The sequence below is a fragment of the Citrobacter sp. LJND-P06 genome, from assembly GCF_058188415.1.
In genome coordinates this window covers 2,057,758-2,080,715 of record NZ_CP187317.1, presented here as the reverse complement: position 1 = coordinate 2,080,715, position 22,958 = coordinate 2,057,758, and the positions used below count along the sequence as shown (strand labels likewise).

Below are 22,958 nucleotides of genomic sequence, written 5' to 3'. Positions count from 1 at the left end.
ACAAGGTTAAAAGATACCTGCTCAACATCCATTTTGCAGCTTTTTCTCACGCTTTCAGGAATATCCTTACGCTTTGGCGGGGGCGTAATTCCCCAGACTTTCATTGGTAATGCTCCGCTTGCGCGGTAACATACCCACAGGAAGATTAGCTCATCCCGGAGAACAGGAGTCAAAATGCAAAAGATAGTGATCGTCGCCAACGGCGCGGCTTACGGCAGTGAGTCGTTATTCAACAGTTTGCGTCTGGCCATCGCACTGCGCGAACAGGCCGGCGACCTGGATCTGCGTCTGTTTCTGATGTCTGATGCGGTGACAGCGGGCCTGCGTGGGCAGAAACCTGCCGAAGGCTACAACATTCAGCAAATGCTGGAGATCCTGACCGCCCAGAATGTACCGGTGAAATTATGTAAGACCTGTACCGACGGTCGCGGGATCACCGCCCTGCCACTTATTGATGGCGTGGAAGTCGGAACGCTTGTCGAACTGGCGCAATGGACGCTGGCAGCCGATAAGGTGCTCACGTTCTGAAGTTTGTCGCTGGAATGACCCGTTTATTTCAGCGAACGTTTCATTGCTGATCTTGCCTGCCAGCGCTCATCGACAGGCAAGCTCGCTGAAAATGTACGGCATTTTCGAATTTAATCTTATACAGACAGCCATTCACCCAACGTAATCACGCTTCTGAAACGTTTCTGAGAAATTTTATCAGCTTTGTTGAATCGTCATGCCATTTTTTGATCAAAATCAGCATCTGTAGCCCTCCCCTTTGGTGTTATGCAATGAGTGAAATGTGAACAACGTCACGCAGTTCTTCCGCAAGGAAGTCAGTTGGTTTCAGGATGGGGTGAAAAATGGCATTAGTGAAAACAAGTTTGAAATTGTTTGGCGGGGATACCGTGGTGGTGCGCTGTTCCGGGCGCTGCCATATCCATTTAATGAGTGACAGCACACACGCCAAAGACACGCAGACCGATATTTTAAGCGTGCAGGATCGTGACAACGCCTGGCTGACCGTACCGTACACCGGCGTATGGAATGTCCTGATCGACGCCCACAGTCAATCGCTGGAGCACTCGATCAGTTATATTGCAGCCTGATAATCTGGCCCCTGATTTCAGGGGCCAGGTTTAGGCAAAACCCGGTCTGAGAACGCCCTCTGATGGCGTCTCCCTCAGCAGTGCTTTGACATTCGCCACCAGCTCGTTCAGACAATCATCCTGCATACCCAACGTAACCAGCGCCTGCTCCAGAGACAGCAGATACTGCGCATTGCTGCCTAAAGGGCCACTGGCGCGGGCAATCAATGGCGCAATAATTTGCGCCCGGGTATCGGATTCATACAACGGATGACGAGGGTCCATAATAAAGACCAGCGCATTCACCGTCCGACCATCATCAAGCGCCAACTCACACCATGTCGGCAGATAGCAGCCGGTGATCATCTCTCGCTTCCACAACAGCGTAAGCTCCTGCTCAAGCGTGTCGTCAGGTAGCCGGTAGGCAACGCCAGTGGTACGTCCGCCCTCTTTCAGCGCCAGCATACGGCCTGGCCGACACGCCGTACCGCGCCCCGCCGTCAGACGAAGACAAAATGCCCGATGCCAGCCGACCAGAGTGCCGGTACAGGACTCATCGAACTCTAACGCCGGATTCCACATCAACGATCCATAACCGAAGATCCACACCGGTCCATCATCTGGTCTGTCGGCAAGCGTGGCCGCCAGTGAGGCTGCCCGTTGTTCTGCTGACCAGAGTAGTGATTCTTCAATAGCACCAAATGCCGTCTTACAGTCGGCATTTAATAAAAAATCACGCGTTAACACCTTACACCTCCGCCACTGCATACTTCCCTGCGACACTTTTCTGACGCCTTCCGGGCATTTTTGCTGTACATTCTGAAACCAATAACAGGACAATATGCAATTCACAGTCCACATGCAAGACAACGGCCCTGCTGCGGCGCACCAATTGCTCATTGTGCGTATTGCAGGAATCACTAACTCTCTGGAAACGATACACTTCGGTTTTTATCCGCAATGGACATCGTTTCATTATTCATACTCTTTTCTCACCCCCCTTGCGTCTGTACACAACGTCTTTTCCGGGAGTGAAATGACCAACAGCGCATTGCATATATTACGCAGCGACGCTTATTTTTTGTTTTATCGAAATACTAATCTGCTGTTATTTAAATACTCTATAAACAAGATAGATGCTTTTATTCACTTTGCCTGCATCAGGCGCCAATGCGGTAAAATTTCGTAAAACCACTCTGGTCAGGCTGCGTTTTCTGTTACTTTTTACAATCTTTGTTACATTTATAATTAAAAGCACCTGCACAGTTGGAGAATCAAAATGACGCATGCGCATGAGGCGGTAAAAACCCGCCACAAGGAGACTTCGCTTATTTTCCCGGTGGTTGCCCTGGTGGTACTGTTCCTGTGGGGAGGCAGTCAGTCACTACCAGCGGTCATCGGCATTAATATTCTTGCCCTTATTGGTATTTTAAGCAGCGCGTTTAGCGTTGTCCGTCACGCGGATGTATTAGCCCATCGACTCGGCGAACCCTATGGCTCACTGATTTTAAGCCTCTCGGTGGTCATTCTCGAAGTCAGTTTAATTTCTGCGCTTATGGCTACCGGCGATGCTGCGCCAACCCTGATGCGCGACACGCTATATTCAATCATTATGATCGTGACCGGTGGTCTGGTCGGTTTTTCTTTACTGTTAGGCGGGCGTAAATTCGCCACGCAATATGTGAATTTATTTGGGATTAAGCAATATCTTATTGCTCTGTTCCCGCTGGCTATTATCGTGCTGGTTTTTCCAATGGCGCTGCCGGATGCGAATTTCTCCACCGGTCAGGCACTGCTGGTTGCCGCGATTTCCGCCGCGATGTATGGCGTATTTTTGCTGATTCAAACCAGAACGCACCAAAGTCTTTTCATCTACGAGCATGAAGATGAGGGCGATGACGATGACCCGCATCACGGCAAACCCTCAGCACACAGCAATATGTGGCACGCGATATGGCTGATCGTGCATCTGATTGCGGTGATTGCCGTAACCAAAATGAATGCCAGCCCGCTGGAAATGTTATTGACCGAGATGAATGCGCCTGTGGCATTTACCGGTTTCCTGGTGGCGCTGTTGATTCTCTCCCCTGAAGGATTGGGAGCACTGAAAGCGGTATTGAGCAACCAGGTACAGCGCGCCATGAACCTGTTTTTCGGTTCCGTGCTGGCGACGATTTCCCTGACCGTCCCGGTCGTCACGCTGATTGCATGGGCAACCGGCAACGATCTGGTCTTTGGGCTAGGCGCACCAGAAATGATTGTGATGGTGACATCGTTAGTCCTCTGCCACATTTCATTTTCAACGGGGCGCACCAACGTCCTGAACGGCGCGGCGCATCTGGCATTGTTTGTCGCCTATTTGATGACAATTTTTGCCTGACCGATTGCCGGGTGGCGCATACGCTTAACCGGCCTACAATGTGAATAAATTCAGGAACGACCAAACAGATTGTAGGCCCGATAAGCGCCAGCGCTATCGGGCACACAAAAATGACTTAGTTCTCGGTGTCGAGTTCGTCGAAGCTTTTCACCAGATCGTCAATCGCTTTAATCTGGGTCAGGAATTGCTCCAGTTTAGCCAGCGGCAGCGCAGACGGGCCGTCACATTTTGCGTTGACTGGATCCGGATGCGCTTCAATAAACAGACCCGCCAGACCTACCGCCATACCGGCGCGCGCCAGTTCGGTAACCTGAGCACGACGACCGCCAGAGGCTGCGCCAAACGGATCGCGGCACTGCAGCGCGTGGGTGACGTCGAAAATAACCGGAGAGTTACCGGAGACTTTCTTCATCACGCTAAAGCCCAGCATATCGACGACCAGATTATCGTAACCAAAGTTAGCGCCACGATCGCACAGAATAACCTTGTCGTTGCCGCCTTCGTGGAATTTGTCGACGATGTTACCCATCTGACCTGGGCTTACGAACTGGGGTTTTTTCACGTTGATAACGGCACCGGTTTTCGCCATCGCTTCAACCAGGTCGGTTTGACGCGCGAGGAACGCGGGTAACTGAATCACGTCAACGACATCCGCAACAGGCTGCGCCTGGCTGGCTTCATGAACGTCGGTGATCACTTTCACGCCAAACGTCTGCTTCAGTTCCTGGAAGATTTTCATCCCTTCTTCAAGGCCTGGGCCACGGTAAGAGTGAATCGAAGAACGGTTGGCTTTATCAAAAGAGGCCTTGAACACGTAAGGAATACCCAGTTTCTGAGTAACAGTCACATAGTGCTCACAAATGCGCATCGCAAGATCGCGGGATTCCAGCACGTTCATACCGCCAAACAGCACGAACGGCAGGTCATTTGCCACGTTGATGTCGCCAATGCTAACCACTTTTTGTTTCATAGGATCGCCTTAGTGATGAGTAAGAATGTCGATAAATTAATGCAGTACAATTTGCTTGTGCGAAATAGTATTAATCTGCGCACGAATCATTTCGCTGATCGGGTCTTCCGGACACTGTTCAACGAAATAGCTTAAATCGGTCAGCGCAACATGCTCGCATTCCAGTTGCGCGTAAATCAATCCGCGGTCACGTATCTCATACGGATCTTCTGGATTAAATTGCAGCAACGCTTCGCTGGCGCGCAATGCCAGTTCCATCTGCCGCTCTTCCATTAATGATGACTTCAGGGTGTCCAACAATTTACGGATCACTTCAGCGTTATCGGCTTCGTCCAGATCCTCATTGAACAGTTCCGCCACCGGGCTGATATTGCCCTTCAGCCAGACTTCCAGCGTATGCTCATCGAGCGTTTCACCGTTGAACGGGTTAATCAGCCACATTTCCCCTTCCAGTGATTCAATTCGCAGAATCAGCTGCGTCGGAAAAATCACCGGAACCAGCGGGAGATTAAGGCGGTTAGCCACCCACAGCAAGATAGCCCCCAGCGAGACTGCGCTGCCCTGGCGGTTTTTCAGCACCTGATCGAGCCATAAAGCATCAGACAGACGGTAGACGCCCTGGGTATCCGTAAATCCCCATTCGCCATAAAACAGCGCCAGCAGTTTTTCCACCTGCTCATCCTGAGACAGGAGCTGGTTAATTTCTTCGTGCGCCAGGCTGACCAGTCGTTCCAGCTCGTCATAGACAGATTGCGTGGGGAAATCCAGACGGATCGACTCCGATGCCAGGATCATCCCATCGCACAATGGCGCTTTGTTAAATTCGAAATCAGCTAACGACTTCATGACTTACCCCAGTAACGGTATTTTTGTGGTGGCGAGTTTAATGATGATGTACAGCACCACCAGCGCCAGCGGGAAAGCGATAACACGCGCCTGCTGACTGCGCACCTGACGGTAATCAAGCGCAATAAAACCCAAAACGATGTAAATGATAACTCCAAACAACTTTTCAGTCAGCCATGTACCTTGTTCGGTGAATGGCAGGATGTGCGTTTTAAGGATTAATCCCGCGCCGCTGAGCAGCAATACGGTATCAATGACCGGTGGCACAATCCGCGCCCAGCGGGCCGTTGCCAGCGGATTTCCGCTGTAACGCCACCAGTAACGCAGGGTCAGCAGGCTGACTGAAAGCGCAATGCTGATGAGATGAACGCCAATGAGCAGGGTAAACGCCGTCATAACGCGATACGTCCAAGCGTAATACGCTCGTTATCGCCATAATCACGGCAAGTCTCAATCTGTGTGTACCCCGCCAGACTGAACGCGTCTCTGACCAACGCCCCCTGCTGCCAGCCGTGCTCCAGCAGCAGGTAGCCGCCGGGCGTCAGCGCATGGCGCGCCTGCGCAATAATGTGTGCGATATCCGCCATCCCCTGATCGTCAGCAACCAGCGCCGACAGCGGTTCGAATCGCACATCGCCCTGAGAAAGATGCGGGTCTTGTTCATCAATATACGGAGGATTACTGACGATCATCTCAAACGACTGCCCCTGCAATGCGCTGAACCAGTCGCTTTGCAGGATACGGACATTGGGGATCGCCAGATGTGCTTTATTACGCAACGCCAGCGCGACCGCGTCGGCCATGCGGTCGACCGCAACCACATCGCAGTCCGGGCGTTCGCTCGCCAGCGCCAGCGCAATGGCGCCAGTCCCGGTTCCCAAATCAAGAATGCGACATGCGGAGTCAGGCAAACGCGCCAGCGCCTGTTCGACCAGACACTCGGTATCAGGACGCGGGATCAGCGTCGCGGGAGAGACAAACAGCGGCAGTGACCAGAATTCACGCACCCCAATCAAATGGGCAATGGGTTCTCCCCGTTGGCGGCGGGCAAGCAGTACGCTCAGTTGCTCGCACTGCGTGTCGGTTAATACCGTCTCGCCAAACGCCAGGATAAAGGTACGCGTTTTGCCGGTCACATACTCCAGAAGGATCTCGGCATCGCGACGCGGGCTTTCGCTCTGCGCTAATTGACTTATCGCGTCACGCAGCCAGTACTGGTAATCCATTATTCCTGCTCAGACAACGCTGCCAGTTGGTCGGCCTGATACTCCTGGACAATCGGCTCAATGAGCATATCCAGTTTACCTTCCATCGTCTCATCAAGACGGTAAAGCGTCAGGTTGATGCGGTGATCGGTCACGCGCCCCTGCGGGAAGTTATAGGTGCGGTTACGATCGCTGCGATCGCCGCTGCCTAACAGGTTACGGCGCTCAGAGGCTTCTGCCTGCTGACGTCTTGCCAGTTCGGCTGCACGAATGCGCGACCCCAGCACCGACATCGCTTTGGCTTTGTTCTTATGCTGCGAACGTTCGTCCTGACACTCGACGACAATGCCGGTGGGTAAGTGGGTAATACGGATTGCCGAATCGGTGGTGTTAACGTGCTGACCACCCGCCCCTGATGAACGGAAGGTATCAATACGTAGATCGGCCGGGTTGATGTCCGGCAGTTCCGCTTCGGGTAATTCCGGCATCACCGCCACGGTACAGGCGGAAGTATGGATACGCCCCTGTGACTCCGTCGCCGGGACACGCTGCACACGATGACCGCCGGATTCGAATTTCAGTCTGCCGTAAACGCCGTCGCCGCTCACTTTGGCAATGATCTCTTTATATCCGCCGTGTTCGCCTTCGTTAGCGCTCATGATCTCCACCCGCCAGCGGCGAGCTTCGGCATAGCGGCTGTACATACGGAACAGATCGCCGGCAAACAATGCCGCTTCATCACCCCCGGTTCCGGCACGCACTTCAAGGAATGCGTTACGTTCGTCGTCCGGATCTTGTGGCAACAGCAGAACTTGTAGCTGTTGTTCCAGTTGTTCGCATTTTTCTTTTGCTTCGCGCAGTTCATCCTGCGCCATTTCACGCATTTCAGGATCGTCGAGCATCATCTGTGCTGTTTCAATATCGTCCTGAATCTGTTGCCAGTCCGTAAAACAGCGAGAAACATCGCTTAATTGCGCATACTCACGCGACAAAGCGCGAAAGCGTTCCTGATCTGCGATGGTTCCCGCATCACCCAACAAGGCCTGAACTTCTTCATGGCGTTCATGCAGGGCTTCCAGTTTGGCAACGATAGAAGGCTTCATAGGCGTAAATGCACCCTGTAAAAATAAGATTGGTGTGCTGCTACTCCAGCCCGAGGCTGTCGCGCAGAATATTCAGGCGTTCGTCATCCCCGTCACGGGCGGCCTGCTGAAGAGATTTGGTTGGCGCATGAATCAGGCGGTTGGTCAGTTTCCATGCCAGATCCTGCATAATAGCCTGCGGGTCTCCGCCCTGTTCAAGGGAGGCTAACGCTTTTGCGGTTAATTCATCACGAACATGTTCTGACTGGCTACGATATTCGCGAATAGTCTCGCTGGCGCTTTGAGCGCGCAGCCAGGCCATAAATTCGCTGGTTTCCTGTTCAACAATGGTTTCCGCTTCCACGGCCGCCGCTTTACGCTGCGCCAGATTGTGCGAAATAATGCTTTGCAGGTCATCAACACTGTAAAGATACGCGTTCGCCAGCTTCCCGACTTCCGGTTCAACATCGCGCGGAACGGCGATATCAACCAGCAATATCGGTTGGTTGCGGCGGTTTTTCAGCGCCCGTTCGACCATCCCTTTACCGATTATCGGCAACGGACTGGCCGTCGAACTGATGATAATATCCGCATCCTGCAAACGTTCGTCGATCTCGCTGAGCGAGATAACATCGGCGCCAACTTCATCCGCCAATACCTGCGCACGTTCGCGGGTACGGTTGGCGATGATCATTTTCTTCACTTTGTGTTCGCGCAGATGGCGCGCAACCAGTTCGATGGTTTCCCCCGCCCCGACCAGTAACACGGTCACGGTGGACAGCGACTCGAAGATTTGCCGCGCCAGCGTACAGGCGGCAAACGCCACAGAGACAGCGCTGGCGCCGATCTCGGTTTCTGTACGAACGCGTTTGGCCACCGAAAACGACTTCTGGAACATGCGCTCCAGATCGCTGGCATTCAGATGCCCCCGGCTTGAATCAGCAAACGCTTTTTTCACCTGCCCGAGGATTTGCGGTTCGCCCAGCACCAGGGAATCCAGACCGCTGGCAACGCGCATCAGATGGCTGACGGCGTCGTTATCCTGATGCCAGTAGAGGCTGTTGCGCAGGTCTTCTTCGTTCAGGTTATGGTAATTGCATAACCAACGAATCAGCGCTTCTTGCAGGTTTTCTTGCTCTTCAACGCTAAGGTATAGCTCGGTACGATTACACGTAGACAACACCACTCCGCCTCGCACCATCGGCAGCGCCTGCAGGCTTTCCAGCGCCTGATCGAGCGTATCCGGCGAAAACGTGACGCGTTCTCGCAGCGATACCGGTGCTGTTTTATGGTTAATACCAAGCGCTAAAAGGGTCATGTGTGCGGGAATAGTACCAGCGTTGATAAGGTTAGACTGGGTGCATCATACAGGATGCGCGAGGTCAATAAAAGAGAGTCCCCCCTTTTGGAGTAATAGCTTACCGCACAAATTAAGATAACTTGACCATAGACGATACCCTGTGGCGGCGCTAGCATTAAGGGTTATAACTGCAACCGATGGCAAGATGTTGCCGGATGGCAGCGCATTCGCCTGCTCCGGCCTACGGGTTGCGTTTGTAGGCCTGATACAAGCGTAGCGCCATCAGGCAATTTTTGCACCGTACAACAAGGATTTGTCATCACTATGACCCTGCCTGATTTTCGTCTGATCCGCCTGCTGCCGCTGGCGAGCCTGGTTCTCACTGCCTGTGCCATCAACGCCCCGAAAGGCCCCGGTCAAAGCCCGGATTCCCCGCAATGGCGTCAGCATCAGCAGGAGGTGCGCAACCTGCACCAGTATCAGACGCGCGGCGCATTTGCCTATATTTCCAACCAACAGAAAGTTTACGCCCGCTTCTTCTGGCAACAAACGGGACAGGACAACTATCGTCTGCTGTTAACGAATCCGCTGGGCAGTACGGAGCTGGAACTGAATGTTCAACCTGGTAATGTGGAGCTTGTCGACAACAAAGGTAAGCACTATACCGCCGACGACGCAGAAGAGATGATTGGCAAGCTGACCGGGATGCCTATTCCGCTCAATAGCCTGCGTCAGTGGATCCTGGGGCTGCCGGGCGATGCCACCGATTACACGCTGGACGACAAGTACCGTCTGAGCGAACTGAAATACCGCCAGGACGGGAGAAACTGGAAGGTGGTCTACGGCGACTATGACAGCAAAACGCAGCCTGCAATGCCTGCCAATATGGAACTGTCTGACGGAAGTCAGCGCATTAAGCTGAAAATGGATAACTGGATTGTGAAATGATGACCCACTGGCCATCTCCGGCAAAACTGAATCTCTTTTTATACATCACCGGACAGCGTGCGGACGGTTATCACACACTGCAAACGCTGTTCCAGTTTCTGGACTATGGCGACACCATCAGCATTGAAACACGTGACGATGGTGAGCTCCATCTGCTAACGCCTGTCGACGGCGTTGAGAACGACGATAATCTGATCGTTCGCGCCGCGCGTTTGCTGATGAATACCGCCTCTGCGCGTGGACAACTCCCTGCGGGAAGCGGTGCGGATATTCGCATTGAGAAACGTTTGCCGATGGGCGGCGGTCTGGGCGGCGGCTCTTCCAATGCGGCCACCGTCCTGGTGGCGCTGAATCATCTGTGGCAGTGCGCACTCCCAGTTGATGAACTGGCCGCAATGGGTTTAACGCTGGGCGCGGACGTGCCGGTCTTTGTTCGCGGGCATGCGGCGTTTGCTGAAGGCGTGGGAGAAATCCTGACGCCGGTCACGCCACCCGAGAAATGGTATCTGGTGGTGCATCCTGGCGTAAGCATCCCTACACCCACTATTTTCAAAGATCCGCAACTTCCACGTAACACGCCAAAAAGGTCAATAGAAACGTTATTAAAATGTGAATTCAGCAACGATTGCGAGGTTATCGCAAGAAAACGTTTTCGCGAGGTTGATGCGGCGCTTTCCTGGCTGTTAGAATACGCGCCGTCGCGCCTGACTGGTACAGGGGCCTGTGTCTTTGCTGAATTTGATACAGAGTCCCATGCACGCCAGGTGCTTGAGCAAGCCCCGGAATGGTTTAATGGCTTTGTGGCGAAAGGTGTCAACCTCTCCCCATTGCATAAAACGTTACTCTAAATTGTCCGCGTTTCAGGAAGTTGGCGAGTTTACCCATCGCCAGGCGTATACAGCCGTATGCGCCCGGTGCGAGTACACGACGCCAGCGGCCACGAAATGTGAATGATGACGAGTAAGCCGGGCAAGCTGAGTTTCGGTGACAACGTCACCTTGTTCCAGACGTTGCATCGCGCTCTTTAATACACCGCCTGGATAGGATATGCCTGGCCCGCACAGTTTTTGGCAGATTCTATCCACCAATGGACGCATGCCTGAGGTTCTTCTCGTGCCTGATATGAAGCTTTTTGCTGGTAACGCCACCCCGGAACTAGCACAACGTATTGCCAACCGCCTGTACACTTCTCTCGGCGACGCCGCTGTAGGTCGCTTTAGCGACGGCGAAGTCAGCGTACAAATTAATGAAAATGTACGCGGTGGTGATATTTTCATCATCCAGTCCACTTGTGCCCCAACGAACGACAACCTGATGGAATTGGTCGTTATGGTCGATGCTCTGCGCCGTGCTTCCGCAGGCCGTATCACCGCCGTTATCCCTTACTTTGGCTATGCGCGTCAGGACCGTCGTGTACGTTCCGCTCGTGTGCCGATTACGGCAAAAGTCGTCGCGGACTTCCTGTCCAGCGTCGGCGTTGACCGTGTACTGACCGTTGACCTGCATGCTGAACAGATCCAGGGCTTCTTTGACGTACCGGTTGATAACGTATTCGGTAGCCCAATTCTGTTAGAAGACATGCTGCAGCTGAACCTGGACAACCCGATTGTGGTTTCTCCGGATATCGGTGGCGTCGTGCGTGCCCGCGCTATCGCTAAGCTGCTGAATGATACCGATATGGCTATCATCGACAAACGCCGTCCGCGTGCTAACGTTTCTCAGGTGATGCACATCATCGGTGACGTCGCTGGCCGTGACTGCGTGCTGGTTGATGATATGATCGATACCGGTGGTACGCTGTGCAAAGCAGCAGAAGCGCTGAAAGAACGTGGTGCTAAGCGTGTATTCGCCTACGCAACTCACCCGATCTTCTCCGGTAATGCGGCAAATAACCTGCGTAATTCTGTGATTGATGAAGTCGTTGTCTGTGACACCATTCCACTGAGCGATGAAATCAAATCACTGCCGAATGTGCGTACATTGACCCTGTCGGGTATGCTGGCCGAAGCGATTCGTCGTATCAGCAACGAAGAATCAATCTCTGCTATGTTCGAACATTAATCGAACCCGGCTCAAAGACCCGCTGCGGCGGGTTTTTTTGTCTATTTAGTATTTATTTCTCCACAATATCATTCAGGCTGCATCAATCAAGACAGCAAATAAATGAGTTCCCAGGAACGTACAGCCAGTACGTGACGGGGCGAATGAAGGCCGCCAACGAAGAGGCAACCTGAAGGATGAAGTGGATTTGACTGATGCCTCCTTCACCTGCCATTAAGTTGACAGATGATGCGCTCATGGATGAAACATTATTGTGAACAGATTATTTTCCTCACATGTGATGCCTTTCCGCGCCCTCATCGACGCTTGTTGGAAAGAGAAATACACCGCTTCACGATTTACGCGAGATCTCATCGCCGGGATAACCGTTGGGATCATTGCCATTCCACTGGCCATGGCCCTGGCCATTGGCAGTGGCGTCGCGCCGCAGTACGGTCTTTATACCTCTGCCGTGGCCGGGATTGTCATTGCCCTGACCGGCGGTTCACGCTTTAGCGTCTCCGGCCCCACCGCCGCGTTTGTGGTGATCCTCTATCCGGTGTCGCAGCAGTTCGGGCTGGCTGGTCTGCTGGTCGCGACCCTGATGTCCGGTATTTTTCTGATCCTTTTTGGCCTGGCCCGTTTTGGTCGCCTGATCGAATACATTCCTGTCTCCGTGACCCTGGGCTTTACGTCCGGTATTGGTATCACCATTGGGACCATGCAAATTAAAGATTTTCTTGGTCTGCAACTGGCCCATGTTCCGGAGCACTATTTGCAGAAAGTCGGCGCGTTGTTTATGGCGCTGCCGACAATCAATCTGGGCGATGCCGCTATTGGCGTCGTCACGCTGGGAACCCTGATTTTGTGGCCCCGTTTGGGGATCCGTCTGCCAGGACACCTTCCGGCGCTGTTGGCAGGCTGTGCGGTCATGGGGATCGTCAATCTGACCGGGGGACACGTCGCCACCATCGGTTCCCAGTTCCACTATATTCTCGCCGATGGTTCACAGGGGAGCGGCATTCCGCAACTGCTGCCGCAATTAGTGCTGCCGTGGAATCTGCCGAATTCCGATTTCACGCTCAGTTGGGCCTCTCTGCGCGCCCTGCTTCCAGCGGCATTCTCAATGGCAATGCTTGGGGCGATTGAATCCCTGCTGTGCGCCGTGGTGCTTGACGGTATGACCGGCACCAAGCATAAGGCCAACAGCGAACTGATCGGTCAGGGTCTGGGTAACATCGTCGCACCGTTCTTTGGCGGCATTACGGCGACGGCGGCGATTGCCCGCTCTGCGGCTAACGTCCGCGCTGGCGCGACTTCACCTGTCTCTGCCGTGATCCACGCCATTCTGGTTATCCTTGCCCTTCTGGTACTGGCGCCGCTGCTTTCCTGGCTGCCGCTTTCCGCGATGGCGGCCCTGCTGCTAATGGTCGCCTGGAATATGAGCGAAGCCCACAAAGTCGTAGACCTGCTGCGCCATGCGCCGAAGGACGACATCATCGTCATGCTGATGTGTATGTCACTGACGGTACTGTTTGATATGGTGATTGCCATTAGCGTGGGGATTGTTCTCGCTTCCCTGCTCTTTATGCGTCGCATTGCCCGTATGACGCGTCTGGCGACAGTGAACGTCGACGTTCCGGATGATGTGCTGGTGCTGCGTGTGATTGGGCCACTGTTCTTTGCGGCGGCTGAAGGTCTCTTTACCGATCTGGAATCACGTATTGAAGGCAAACGTATCGTTGTTCTGAAGTGGGATGCGGTACCGGTGCTGGATGCTGGCGGTCTGGACGCCTTTCAGCGCTTTGTGAAGCGTTTACCCGAAGGCTGCGAGTTGCGGATCAGTAATCTGGAGTTCCAGCCATTACGCACCATGGCGCGCGCAGGTATCCAGCCAATCCCTGGTCGTCTGGCGTTCTTCCCAAATCGCGACGCCGCACTGGCTGATTTGTAATCACTGACAATTACCGGTCTGCGCCTTTGCGGACCGGTAATTAAAAAGCGACAGGCAACGTAAACTTAGCTGTGACGACGATTATCGCTGCGACGACACCGTTTATCGTAGTGGCGAACCCACCAGTATCGGTCACTCACCTGTTCATGCCCGCCAACACGCGCCCCTGCCAGCCAGAGGATTGCGCCGACAAAGATACTGAGCACTGCGCCGTGTGCGAAAAACTGCGGCAGGTTAAACTGCGGAAGCTGATTTAAAATGGAATAACCAACACCAACAACCATTACCACTAAACCCAACCCCATGAGCACATTGCCGAGTAGCGAAGCGTTTTTGCGTTTCATGTGTCACCTCCGGAACTTTTGGGTTGTTGCAGGGAATACCCCTAATCCTTATGTGTAAAGTATAGACAACAGTTATCTTTGCATGTGCGGGAACGATCACAATTACAAACATCTGTTCAACAAAACTTTACAAATAACCCCCTGAACACCTTGACATTTCAATAGTCCACAAGGGAAATTATTCAGTTCTTCTCTCAACGCACGCTGTTTTTTGTCAAGCGACGCCGCAGACAGTACACTACGCGCCAGTGATAGACATACTCAGGACAAATAGCGTGACGATTAAATTGATTGTCGGCCTGGCAAACCCCGGCGCTGAATACGCAGCAACGCGACACAATGCTGGCGCATGGTTTGTTGATTTACTGGCAGAGCGGTTGCGCGCCCCCCTGCGCGATGAGCCTAAATTCTTTGGTTATACCTCCCGAGTGACGCTGGAGGGCGAAGATGTTCGCCTTTTAGTCCCGACCACATTTATGAATCTGAGCGGCAAAGCGGTTGGCGCAATGGCCAGCTTTTACCGTATTAATCCCGATGAAATTCTGGTCGCTCACGACGAACTGGATCTCCCTCCCGGCGTGGCGAAGTTTAAACTGGGCGGTGGACACGGCGGACATAACGGGCTGAAAGATATCATTAGCAAGTTGGGCAATAACCCTAACTTTCATCGCTTACGTGTCGGAATCGGGCATCCCGGCGATAAAAACAAAGTTGTGGGCTTCGTGTTAGGCAAACCGCCTGTTTCTGAACAGAAGTTAATTGATGAAGCCATTGACGAAGCGGCCCGTTGCACGGAGATTTGGTTCAAAGATGGCCTGACTAAAGCAACGAGCCGGCTGCATACCTTTAAAGCGCAATAAGCAGGGATATGCGGCATTTTTGCCTTTCGCTGTGTATAATAGGCAAAGTTATTTACTTTTCTACAATCTGTTTTCTACAACAGGTTGATTATCAAGATATTAAGGTGATTTAAATCATGGGATTCAAATGCGGTATCGTCGGTTTGCCCAACGTCGGGAAATCTACCCTGTTCAATGCGCTGACCAAAGCCGGTATTGAAGCGGCAAACTTCCCGTTCTGCACTATCGAACCGAATACCGGTGTCGTACCAATGCCCGATCCTCGTCTGGACCAACTGGCCGAGATCGTTAAGCCGCAGCGCATTCTCCCCACCACTATGGAATTCGTCGACATCGCAGGTCTGGTGAAAGGCGCATCCAAAGGTGAAGGCCTGGGTAATCAGTTCCTGACCAACATCCGTGAAACCGAAGCTATCGGTCACGTTGTTCGCTGCTTTGAAAACGACAACATCATCCACGTGAATAACAAAGTCGATCCGGCTGACGATATTGATGTTATCAATACCGAGCTGGCACTGTCTGATCTCGACACCTGCGAACGTGCCCTGCACCGCGTGCAGAAGAAAGCCAAAGGCGGCGATAAAGACGCTAAAGCCGAACAGGCCGCACTGGAAAAATGTCTGCCGCAGCTGGAAAACGCAGGCATGCTGCGTGCGCTGAAAAATCTGACCGACGAAGACAAAGCGGCAATCAAATACCTGAGCTTCCTGACCCTGAAGCCAACAATGTATATCGCCAACGTGAACGAAGACGGTTTTGAAAATAACCCGTACCTCGATAAAGTGCGCGAAATCGCAGCAGCAGAAGGTTCTGTCGTGGTTGCCGTGTGTGCCGCCGTTGAATCCGATATCGCTGAACTCGACGATGCCGATCGCGAAGAGTTTATGGCAGAACTGGGGATCGAAGAGCCGGGTCTGAACCGCGTTATTCGTGCCGGTTACGAACTACTGAACCTGCAGACGTACTTCACCGCAGGTGTCAAAGAAGTTCGCGCGTGGACCATCCCGGTCGGCGCTACTGCACCGCAAGCGGCAGGTAAAATCCATACCGATTTCGAAAAAGGATTTATCCGTGCCCAGACCATCGCATTCGAAGATTTCATCACCTATAAAGGTGAACAAGGTGCGAAAGAAGCCGGTAAGATGCGCGCCGAAGGTAAGGACTATATCGTTAAAGATGGCGACGTGATGAACTTCCTGTTCAACGTCTAAACCGTTTCGGTTGTCTCATGAGATTTTATTGAATCTCATGAATACCACAAAACCCTAAAATCCACGCAATTGCGTGGATTTTTCTTTTCATTATGTCTCAACTCATCTCATAACAATTCAATACCTGCCATGATGTAGCATCAGAAATTAAATACATTAAAAAACCACACCATCGCGTGTTTTTTTTGTATCCCGCTTTACCGTCAGACTTCCTTACGCACGCGCTCAATGTGAATGGTGAGGAACATGATCTCCTCGGTCGTCAGTTCTCGCTGGTACACTTTGCGCAAATGCAACGCAATTTTCTCAGCACATCCCCATGCCCGGGAATAGTTTTCTTTGACGGCACTATGCAACGTTGCATCATCATCCGGCACCACGGTACGCGTCAGCATGCGTTGTGCAAAGAATTTTAGATGCGTCACAAAGCGCTGGTAGCTCAGAGTACTTTCATCATATTCCAGACGCAGTTGATACTTCACCAGATTGAGGATCTCCTGCATCACCTGAGTGATGTGCATCACTTCAGGCATTTCACTATTAAGTTGCGCGGTCACCAAATGAAGTGCAATAAACCCGGCCTCATCTTCCGCCAGATCCACATTAAGCCGTTGACTGATAATCGCCCTCGCCTCCTGTCCCAGTTCAAACTCCCGTGGATACAAACGCCGAGTTTCCCATAACAGCGCATTTTTGATCGCCAGCCCTTTTTTTTGTCGCTCAATGGCATAGTGGCAATGGTCGGTTAGGGTAATGTACAGGCTCTCCTGTAGTTTCCCCAACCGCGAGCGCGCCAGTTCAATAATGCGATCGCAGGTGGTCATCACCTCGAGCGGGATCTGATTCATCAAATCCCCCAAACGGTTAACCAGCTCATCACTTTGCAGTGCGAACACTTTCTCGATACGCGACTCATCCAGCGCGTCGCCGACCCGCTTCTGAAACGCAAGACCACGACCCATCACGACCTGTTCGCGCTGCTGTGCATCGAGGATAACGACAACATTATTATTAAGAATTTTGGCGATGATCATCTGAACCCCAAAAACAAAAAAACCTGACTCCTGACAGTCGCCAGAAATCAGGTTTTGCCTGCAGTACGCAGTTACAATCCATTCACGTAATCTAACACTTCGGCGTTTTTATTTGAACTGCCTGGGTGAAAAACGTGATTCAGATCGCGCGCTATTTTTATCCAATTCAGAACATATTAAAGCGGTATTCAATGATAATTTCAGAGGCCAGAACATGTGCCCGCGTGTAGTGCACCGGTGTTTTGCCCTTGCTTTTGTATGACCATCCAGGGCCAACCATGGCCCACACTGTCAGGTTTTTAAACACAGGATCGGTGGGAACCCAGCGACTGAAGGCGTTAATCTCACCGGAGCGAACATGGTTGCCCTTGTAATTGAACTGCGCAATGTTACCAACCAGACCCACGGTCAGCGCAGGCGTTAACTGATAATCAGCCATGTCGGCCATCACCAACTCGCCATCACGCATGTAATCATCACGCGCGTAAGCCATTGAGATAAACGTTCCACGCGAGTTTTTACTCAGATGACGTGGATAGAAACCAATTTCGTTAGCTTTACTGGCATCGGTATAGCCGATACCCCATTTATTGCTCCAGCGGTCTGCTGTCCAGGTAATATCGAGGGCGAAATGCCAGGCTTGCTCGTCAAAATCGCGTTTATCAGCAGGTATGGCGCGGTAGTCATCCAGTGCCTGAGTGGCGTAAATTTGGCTGCCAATATTCAGCCGGGGAAGTGGTCTGACGTTGCTAAACAGCGGCTGACGGCGCAGGTAGTTTTGACTTTCGCCATACGCATACTGAACATCCATCAACGGTGTTTTCCACTTCACATCCCCCCCAACCAGATGATTAATATCCCGCCCGGTATTCGTCTGGAAATGTACCTTTTCAGGCGAATTAAGTTCCATCGCGTTTTCTAAATACGCCCCGTGAAGCGCCACATCTCCGTAGGTCACCCCACCGCTAATGCCTGAGTACGTCGTTGGCGAGAGTCGGGTGGAGCTCGATATCACGCCATAATTCTTGAATGTCTGCCAGCCCCAGCGGGCATTCAGTTGTGTGTCGCCCAGCGCATACTTCATCTTAATATTGCGTTGACTAAATTTAGAAAACCCTTCGGCGTTGCTTTTTTTATTTCCTTTACCCTTGCTGTACAGAATACCACGAGAATTAAAGTAATCACTGGCCCCTAACTTTATGACGCTATAATAAACAGCATCAACGCCGATAATGTCAGCAAAATACCCAGACGGATAGTCAACGGCGAATCCTTGCCCCCACGCACTATGCACATGCTTAGGATTGGCCATATACTCCTTCAGATACTTTCAGTAATTCTTGGCAGACAGTGTTAAATGCGAATCGGAAATAAAGGGGGCAAAACCCCTATATCAAATTGGGTAGTTGAAGGTGCCTGCCCATTATTATTGACAGACCAGACTGATGCAGAAACCCCAAGCATAATAAACGTAAAAGAAATACGTATCAGATTCATTTCATTATCCCAGAAGCGGCCGAAACCGGGCCTACCTGAAAATGGCACACCTGCATTCAGCCCTAAAAGAAAATCAGTTAATTATATTATTATTCACCTGCAAGAGATTTCTTCCCTGCATCAACATATTTCAATGTGCCGTTCTCTGGCACCGTATAACGGCCATTTTCATAGACTATTTTCACTACTGCGGCATTGGCAATGGGTTTATTTCTGGCCGGATCGGAGGTCAAATCAGAGATCATGATTTGCATTGACATACCGGATGAAATAACCAGAACATTTTTATCACCCTCCGCTTTTGCCCGTTCGACAATGGTGTCCAGCGCGGCCTGCGTGCTTTTACCTGCGCATAATTCTCTGCCAGGCCGCGGGGATCGGCACTTGCCAGCGCATTCTGGCTATCGCGTAGCGCAATCTTACCTGCCATCATCGCATTGAATAATTCACCACCATCGGCCATGCCGAGCTTGTGCGCAGCAGCATTGGCCATCTCTTTATTGTGCGCCCCTTCAAAACTGCCAAAAAAAGCCTCACGCAGGCCTGACAGTTCATTTAGATGATAATCAGTGATACCCTTCTGAGCTAATACAACGGCCATTGTTTCACGCTGTCGGCCTGCATCACTGGAATAGAAACGATCAAAATTAATATCTTTCAACCCCTCACCTAAATAGCGTGCGTTCTGGCGACCCTGATTGGTAAGAGGGAAATCCGCCCATCCCTGAACACGATCAAACGTATTTAAAAACGTTTTACCATGACGTGCGATATAAATGTTTATGCCTTACTCATCAGAGGCATTGCTCTTATTATTTGCCATCACTACTGGGCTATTAATCACGCTAGCCAACACCAGGAAAGCAAGCAATATTTTTTCACGTGTGACCCTCCGCCTATCATTTTTAAACATCAGAAACAAAAAAACCTACGCCAACTTCCTGATCGGTTAATTTTGATCCGGAAGGTGAGCGTAGGTTTTGCCTGTGGATACAGTAACAATCCAATGGTCGGGAACCATATCACTAATAATTTCGTATGACATCATGTTTATTAATAGAAAATGCAGAAATATGATCACACACCTAACGTGAGTGACATATTGGATTATTTACACTCGCAAACATGATGTATTAAGCCCAAAAAGTGAAACCGGTCACAGAAACCAGCGAGGACATCTGGACTAAATCGATTCCAACGCGTATTTTCGTTGTAGTTCTGGGATTGTTACTGAATCAGGCAAAACCTAAGGCACTTTGCTGCTGCGTAGCTGCAGCAAAGTGCCTTAGGTTTTTTTTTGCGCTGAATTCAGCCCCGCCAGTCAGAGATAAGGATTAAAGATGAAAATAACTCTCATCGCTGCAACGTTACTGTCCATGTTTTCCTGTTCTGCCTTCGCCAGCTCTGAGCCGCTGAAGATACTGATTGTCAACGTTGATGGTTGTGAATCTCCCGGCAGTATCTCATTACAGGAAAAACTGGCAGCCAAAGGTTTTGACGTCTGGATGGTCGCCCCCACCACAAATCAGAGCGGTATTGGTTCAGCCATTACGTTTAAAACCGGTAAGCTGTTCGATGTCAAAAAAGTCGGCGACAAACGTTTCTGCTTCCCCGGAACGCCCGCTGACGCCGTCGATTTCGGCTTGCAGAGCGTGCTGAAAAACAGTCCTCCAGATCTGGTCATTTCAGGTGTGAATGACGGCCCCAACACCGGGATGGCGCAGGTGAACTCCGGGACCGTCAGCGCAGCGGCGCGAGCAATCCGCTACGGCTACCCGGCGATCGCCGCCAGTATCGGCTATATCCTTAGCGAACAAGAAATGAAGAACAAATGGCCCAGCACTCACAAGTACTGGCCCGACTCCGTTGATTATGTCGTGGAGGTCGTTGAAACCCTTAATGCCAGACACATGCCAGGTACGCTGCTGCTGCCAAAAGGTTCCGGGCTGAGCATCAACTACCCTGCGCTGGCAAAAGCGGAGATCAAAGGGGTACGCTACGTCGAAAATGAAAGGTTCCCGGTACCACAAATCGGTTATGAATTGATGGCCAACGGTCAGGCAAAACAGACCCTCAACCCGGCCGCGCTAGAAAATACGCAGAATGAGACTGATTCCGGTTGGCTCAATAAGGGATACATCACCTATACCCTGTTCGACGGTTCCTGGGATGCACCCGCGTTCCAGGCACAATACGAAGCATTGCTAAAAAAATAGTCCATTGCTGCGCGACGCAAAATGACTACGCTAGCGGGCAAAACCAGTAGCACCGACCGGTAGGCCGTTCAGCATTCGGTTTTAAAGATCTCAGTACGGATAAGATGAATGAACATGAAATTTGAGGAACTGGCCAGCGATATCCTGCATCACGTGGGCGGTGGTGAAAACATCAACAGCGTAGTGCACTGCGCAACCAGGCTTCGTTTTAAGCTTAAGGATGATAGCCTGGCCGATGCTGAGGCGCTGAAAGCCAATCCCGACATTATTATGGTCATCGAGAGCGGAGGGCAGTTTCAGGTTGTTGTTGGCAACCACGTCCATGATGTCTGGCTGGCCGTCTGTCAGGCAGCCGGTATCAGCGATGATGTCCCGAGCCGTACAGAACAATCAGACGATAAAGGGGGTCTGCTGGCAAAATTTATTGATATGGTTTCGGGTATTTTTACGCCGTTTCTTGGCGTGATGGCAGCCTGCGGTATCCTCAAAGGTTTTCTCGCCCTGAGTCTGGTTTGCGGCTGGATGACCGAAAACAGCGGAACCTGGCGTATTCTGTTCGCCTCCGGTGATACATTGTTTTATTTCCTGCCCATGGTGCTCGGCTACACCGCCGGCAAAAAATTTGGTGGTAATCCCTTCTTAACCATGGTCATCGGTGGTGCCCTGATCCACCCGATGATGATTGCTGCATTTCGCGCGAGCACAGATGGCGCAACTGAGACATTCCTCGGGATCCCGGTGGTGTTTATTAACTACGCCTCCTCGGTAATTCCCGTTATTTTTGCCGCCTGGTTTTGTTGCTGGCTGGAACGACAGTGCAACAAGGTACTGCCCTCTGCGGTAAAAAACTTCCTCACCCCGCTCATCTGCCTGTCCGTCACAGTGCCGTTAACCTTTCTGGCAATTGGCCCACTAGCAACGGGTCTTGGCGAACTGCTGGCGGCCGGTTTTCAGACCATGTATAAATTCGCCCCCTGGCTGGCGGGTAGCATCCTCGGAGGCCTGTGGCAAGTGTGCGTGATCTTCGGCCTGCACTGGGGACTGATCCCGTTGATGATGAATAACATGGCCGTGGTGGGTCACGATCCCATGCTGGCTATCCTGCTGCCGGCCGTATTTGGACAGGTCGGTGCTACGCTGGGGGTTTTCATCAAAACCCGCGATCAGCGTCTGAAAGCGCTGTCCGGCTCAGCCACTGTTGCCGGTGTCTTTGGCATCACCGAACCAGCCGTATATGGCGTCACGCTACCCTATCGTCGCCCGTTTATTTTTGGTTGCGTCGGGGGAGCCATCGGCGGCGCAATCGTCGGCTTTAGCCTGAGCCAGGTGTATTCTTTTGGACTGGCCAGTATCTTCACACTGGCACAAATCATTCCGACAAGCGGTTTTGATTTCACCGTCTGGGGAGCCATTATCGGTGTGACCGTTTCATTCCTCTTTGCCTGTCTGATGACCATTGTTGCGGGCCTGCCTGCCGCATCGGCAGCCTCAACGCCAATTCCGGCAACCATTACCGCAACTCTCGATGAAAATACGGTACTTGCGCCCCTGAGTGGCGTCACGATTGCACTTGATGAAGTGCCGGATGCCACCTTCGCCAGTGGCCTGATGGGCGCAGGAGCAGCCATCATACCGTCAGAAGGAAAAGTCGTTGCCCCCTTCAGTGGCGAAGTTGCCAGCCTGTTTTCAACACGTCATGCCATTGGGTTACTCAGCGACAGCGGCATTGAGATCCTGATTCACGTCGGTATTGATACCGTCAAACTTAACGGTGAACACTTCACGGCGCATGTTAAAGAAGGCGACAAGATTCGCCCCGGTGAACTGCTGATTACCTTCGATCGTGAAGCCATTCTCAGCAAAGGTTTTGACCTGAGCACCCCTATCATTATGAGCAACAGTGACGACTTTGACGGACTGAAACACCAGCATGAAACACCGTACGTCAATGCTGGTGATCCGTTCCTGTGCGTCAAACACTAATTTTAAAGGAGA

Annotated in this window: 21 protein-coding genes and 1 pseudogene; 11 read left to right on the top strand and 11 right to left on the bottom strand. The window is 51.9% G+C overall.

Going from position 1 to position 22,958, the window contains the following annotated elements:
• Nucleotides 1-174 precede the first annotated feature (174 nt).
• Entirely contained in the window at nt 175-528 is a 354-nt protein-coding gene (locus ACO7SM_RS09995; protein WP_203360992.1) for a DsrE/DsrF/TusD sulfur relay family protein, read from the top strand.
• 323 nt (nt 529-851) lie between these two features.
• Nucleotides 852-1,097, top strand: a complete 246-nt coding sequence (locus tag ACO7SM_RS09990) for a DUF1883 domain-containing protein (RefSeq protein ID WP_276294884.1) — start codon at nt 852-854, stop codon at nt 1,095-1,097.
• A gap of 30 nt (nt 1,098-1,127) precedes the next feature.
• Here ACO7SM_RS09990 and ACO7SM_RS09985 read toward each other — a convergent pair whose 3' ends face one another.
• Entirely contained in the window at nt 1,128-1,823 is a 696-nt protein-coding gene (locus ACO7SM_RS09985; RefSeq protein ID WP_490470671.1) for a gamma-glutamylcyclotransferase, read from the bottom strand.
• A 532-nt stretch (nt 1,824-2,355) separates the two neighbouring features.
• On the opposite strand from ACO7SM_RS09985, the gene chaA reads away from it, so the two are divergent.
• Nucleotides 2,356-3,456: a sodium-potassium/proton antiporter ChaA gene (chaA, locus tag ACO7SM_RS09980; protein WP_490470670.1), complete on the top strand. Its 1,101-nt coding sequence runs from the start codon at nt 2,356-2,358 to the stop codon at nt 3,454-3,456.
• A gap of 115 nt (nt 3,457-3,571) precedes the next feature.
• Here chaA and kdsA read toward each other — a convergent pair whose 3' ends face one another.
• Genes kdsA through hemA form a run of 6 tightly spaced genes read right to left on the bottom strand, consistent with a single transcriptional unit; the run spans nt 3,572 to nt 8,877 of the window.
• On the bottom strand, nt 3,572-4,426 hold the full coding sequence (gene kdsA / locus ACO7SM_RS09975) for a 3-deoxy-8-phosphooctulonate synthase (RefSeq protein ID WP_136391949.1): 855 nt from the start codon (nt 4,424-4,426) through the stop codon (nt 3,572-3,574).
• A gap of 36 nt (nt 4,427-4,462) precedes the next feature.
• Nucleotides 4,463-5,272, bottom strand: coding sequence for an invasion regulator SirB1 (gene sirB1, locus ACO7SM_RS09970; RefSeq protein ID WP_490470669.1), 810 nt, complete (start codon nt 5,270-5,272; stop codon nt 4,463-4,465).
• Between the two features lie 3 nt (nt 5,273-5,275).
• Entirely contained in the window at nt 5,276-5,668 is a 393-nt protein-coding gene (sirB2, locus tag ACO7SM_RS09965; protein WP_490470668.1) for an invasion regulator SirB2, read from the bottom strand.
• On the bottom strand, nt 5,665-6,498 hold the full coding sequence (gene prmC, locus ACO7SM_RS09960; RefSeq protein ID WP_490470667.1) for a peptide chain release factor N(5)-glutamine methyltransferase: 834 nt from the start codon (nt 6,496-6,498) through the stop codon (nt 5,665-5,667). Before prmC ends, sirB2 begins: the two co-directional genes overlap by 4 nt.
• Entirely contained in the window at nt 6,498-7,580 is a 1,083-nt protein-coding gene (prfA, locus tag ACO7SM_RS09955) for a peptide chain release factor 1 (RefSeq protein WP_490470666.1), read from the bottom strand. The genes prmC and prfA overlap by 1 nt, the downstream gene beginning before the upstream one ends.
• Nucleotides 7,581-7,620: 40 nt before the next feature.
• Entirely contained in the window at nt 7,621-8,877 is a 1,257-nt protein-coding gene (hemA, locus tag ACO7SM_RS09950) for a glutamyl-tRNA reductase (protein WP_203360984.1), read from the bottom strand.
• A gap of 306 nt (nt 8,878-9,183) precedes the next feature.
• Here hemA and lolB point away from each other — a divergent pair, with 306 nt between their 5' ends.
• The 4 genes from lolB (at nt 9,184) to dauA (ending at nt 13,801) form a co-directional block, all read left to right on the top strand.
• Nucleotides 9,184-9,807 (top strand): lipoprotein insertase outer membrane protein LolB, encoded by a 624-nt coding sequence (gene lolB / locus ACO7SM_RS09945; RefSeq protein ID WP_490470665.1) that lies wholly within the window; start codon nt 9,184-9,186, stop codon nt 9,805-9,807.
• Nucleotides 9,804-10,655 (top strand): 4-(cytidine 5'-diphospho)-2-C-methyl-D-erythritol kinase, encoded by an 852-nt coding sequence (ispE, locus tag ACO7SM_RS09940; protein ID WP_490470664.1) that lies wholly within the window; start codon nt 9,804-9,806, stop codon nt 10,653-10,655. The genes lolB and ispE overlap by 4 nt, the downstream gene beginning before the upstream one ends.
• Nucleotides 10,656-10,920: 265 nt before the next feature.
• Nucleotides 10,921-11,868 carry a ribose-phosphate diphosphokinase gene (prs, locus tag ACO7SM_RS09935; RefSeq protein ID WP_001298109.1) on the top strand — a complete coding sequence of 316 codons (948 nt, stop codon included), beginning with the start codon at nt 10,921-10,923 and terminating at the stop codon, nt 11,866-11,868.
• A 253-nt stretch (nt 11,869-12,121) separates the two neighbouring features.
• The gene (gene dauA / locus ACO7SM_RS09930) at nt 12,122-13,801 is read left to right on the top strand and encodes a C4-dicarboxylic acid transporter DauA (RefSeq protein ID WP_490470663.1); all 1,680 of its coding nucleotides are present in this window, start codon (nt 12,122-12,124) and stop codon (nt 13,799-13,801) included.
• A 65-nt stretch (nt 13,802-13,866) separates the two neighbouring features.
• Here the strand turns inward: dauA and ychH are convergent, their stop codons facing one another.
• Complete coding sequence (gene ychH / locus ACO7SM_RS09925) at nt 13,867-14,145, bottom strand: stress-induced protein YchH (RefSeq protein WP_192612442.1); 279 nt, start codon at nt 14,143-14,145, stop codon at nt 13,867-13,869.
• A gap of 275 nt (nt 14,146-14,420) precedes the next feature.
• Here ychH and pth point away from each other — a divergent pair, with 275 nt between their 5' ends.
• Together pth and ychF are read left to right on the top strand one after the other, a co-directional pair.
• Nucleotides 14,421-15,005, top strand: a complete 585-nt coding sequence (gene pth, locus ACO7SM_RS09920) for an aminoacyl-tRNA hydrolase (RefSeq protein WP_192612443.1) — start codon at nt 14,421-14,423, stop codon at nt 15,003-15,005.
• Nucleotides 15,006-15,121: 116 nt separating this feature from the next.
• Nucleotides 15,122-16,216, top strand: a complete 1,095-nt coding sequence (gene ychF, locus ACO7SM_RS09915; RefSeq protein WP_203360980.1) for a redox-regulated ATPase YchF — start codon at nt 15,122-15,124, stop codon at nt 16,214-16,216.
• A 203-nt stretch (nt 16,217-16,419) separates the two neighbouring features.
• On the opposite strand, the gene licT is transcribed toward ychF, so the two are convergent.
• The 3 genes and pseudogenes from licT to ACO7SM_RS09900 all read right to left on the bottom strand — a co-directional run bounded on the left by licT (nt 16,420) and on the right by ACO7SM_RS09900 (nt 19,531).
• Nucleotides 16,420-17,250, bottom strand: a complete 831-nt coding sequence (gene licT / locus ACO7SM_RS09910; RefSeq protein WP_490470662.1) for a BglG family transcription antiterminator LicT — start codon at nt 17,248-17,250, stop codon at nt 16,420-16,422.
• Nucleotides 17,251-17,416: 166 nt separating this feature from the next.
• Nucleotides 17,417-18,562, bottom strand: coding sequence for an OprD family outer membrane porin (locus ACO7SM_RS09905; RefSeq protein WP_490470661.1), 1,146 nt, complete (start codon nt 18,560-18,562; stop codon nt 17,417-17,419).
• 274 nt (nt 18,563-18,836) lie between these two features.
• Nucleotides 18,837-19,531 (bottom strand): annotated as a pseudogene (locus tag ACO7SM_RS09900) (histidine phosphatase family protein).
• Between the two features lie 592 nt (nt 19,532-20,123).
• Between ACO7SM_RS09900 and surE the strand changes: the two are divergent.
• The gene (gene surE / locus ACO7SM_RS09895; RefSeq protein WP_490470918.1) at nt 20,124-20,963 is read left to right on the top strand and encodes a 5'/3'-nucleotidase SurE; all 840 of its coding nucleotides are present in this window, start codon (nt 20,124-20,126) and stop codon (nt 20,961-20,963) included.
• A 114-nt stretch (nt 20,964-21,077) separates the two neighbouring features.
• Entirely contained in the window at nt 21,078-22,946 is a 1,869-nt protein-coding gene (gene bglF, locus ACO7SM_RS09890) for a PTS beta-glucoside transporter subunit IIABC (RefSeq protein ID WP_490470917.1), read from the top strand.
• Nucleotides 22,947-22,958 lie beyond the last annotated feature (12 nt).

Excerpts from the sequence above, each read along its gene's own strand:
- sirB2 (WP_490470668.1), bottom strand. The coding sequence starts at position 5,668 with ATGACGGCGTTTACCCTGCTCATTGGCGTTCATCTCATCAGCATTGCG.
- kdsA (WP_136391949.1), bottom strand. The coding sequence starts at position 4,426 with ATGAAACAAAAAGTGGTTAGCATTGGCGACATCAACGTGGCAAATGAC.
- chaA (WP_490470670.1), top strand. The coding sequence starts at position 2,356 with ATGACGCATGCGCATGAGGCGGTAAAAACCCGCCACAAGGAGACTTCG.
- ychF (WP_203360980.1), top strand. The coding sequence starts at position 15,122 with ATGGGATTCAAATGCGGTATCGTCGGTTTGCCCAACGTCGGGAAATCT.
- ychH (WP_192612442.1), bottom strand. The coding sequence starts at position 14,145 with ATGAAACGCAAAAACGCTTCGCTACTCGGCAATGTGCTCATGGGGTTG.
- hemA (WP_203360984.1), bottom strand. The coding sequence starts at position 8,877 with ATGACCCTTTTAGCGCTTGGTATTAACCATAAAACAGCACCGGTATCG.
- ispE (WP_490470664.1), top strand. The coding sequence starts at position 9,804 with ATGATGACCCACTGGCCATCTCCGGCAAAACTGAATCTCTTTTTATAC.
- surE (WP_490470918.1), top strand. The coding sequence starts at position 20,124 with ATGTTTTCCTGTTCTGCCTTCGCCAGCTCTGAGCCGCTGAAGATACTG.
- lolB (WP_490470665.1), top strand. The coding sequence starts at position 9,184 with ATGACCCTGCCTGATTTTCGTCTGATCCGCCTGCTGCCGCTGGCGAGC.
- prmC (WP_490470667.1), bottom strand. The coding sequence starts at position 6,498 with ATGGATTACCAGTACTGGCTGCGTGACGCGATAAGTCAATTAGCGCAG.
- ACO7SM_RS09995 (WP_203360992.1), top strand. The coding sequence starts at position 175 with ATGCAAAAGATAGTGATCGTCGCCAACGGCGCGGCTTACGGCAGTGAG.
- licT (WP_490470662.1), bottom strand. The coding sequence starts at position 17,250 with ATGATCATCGCCAAAATTCTTAATAATAATGTTGTCGTTATCCTCGAT.
- ACO7SM_RS09990 (WP_276294884.1), top strand. The coding sequence starts at position 852 with ATGGCATTAGTGAAAACAAGTTTGAAATTGTTTGGCGGGGATACCGTG.
- ACO7SM_RS09905 (WP_490470661.1), bottom strand. The coding sequence starts at position 18,562 with ATGGCCAATCCTAAGCATGTGCATAGTGCGTGGGGGCAAGGATTCGCC.
- bglF (WP_490470917.1), top strand. The coding sequence starts at position 21,078 with ATGAAATTTGAGGAACTGGCCAGCGATATCCTGCATCACGTGGGCGGT.
- prfA (WP_490470666.1), bottom strand. The coding sequence starts at position 7,580 with ATGAAGCCTTCTATCGTTGCCAAACTGGAAGCCCTGCATGAACGCCAT.
- sirB1 (WP_490470669.1), bottom strand. The coding sequence starts at position 5,272 with ATGAAGTCGTTAGCTGATTTCGAATTTAACAAAGCGCCATTGTGCGAT.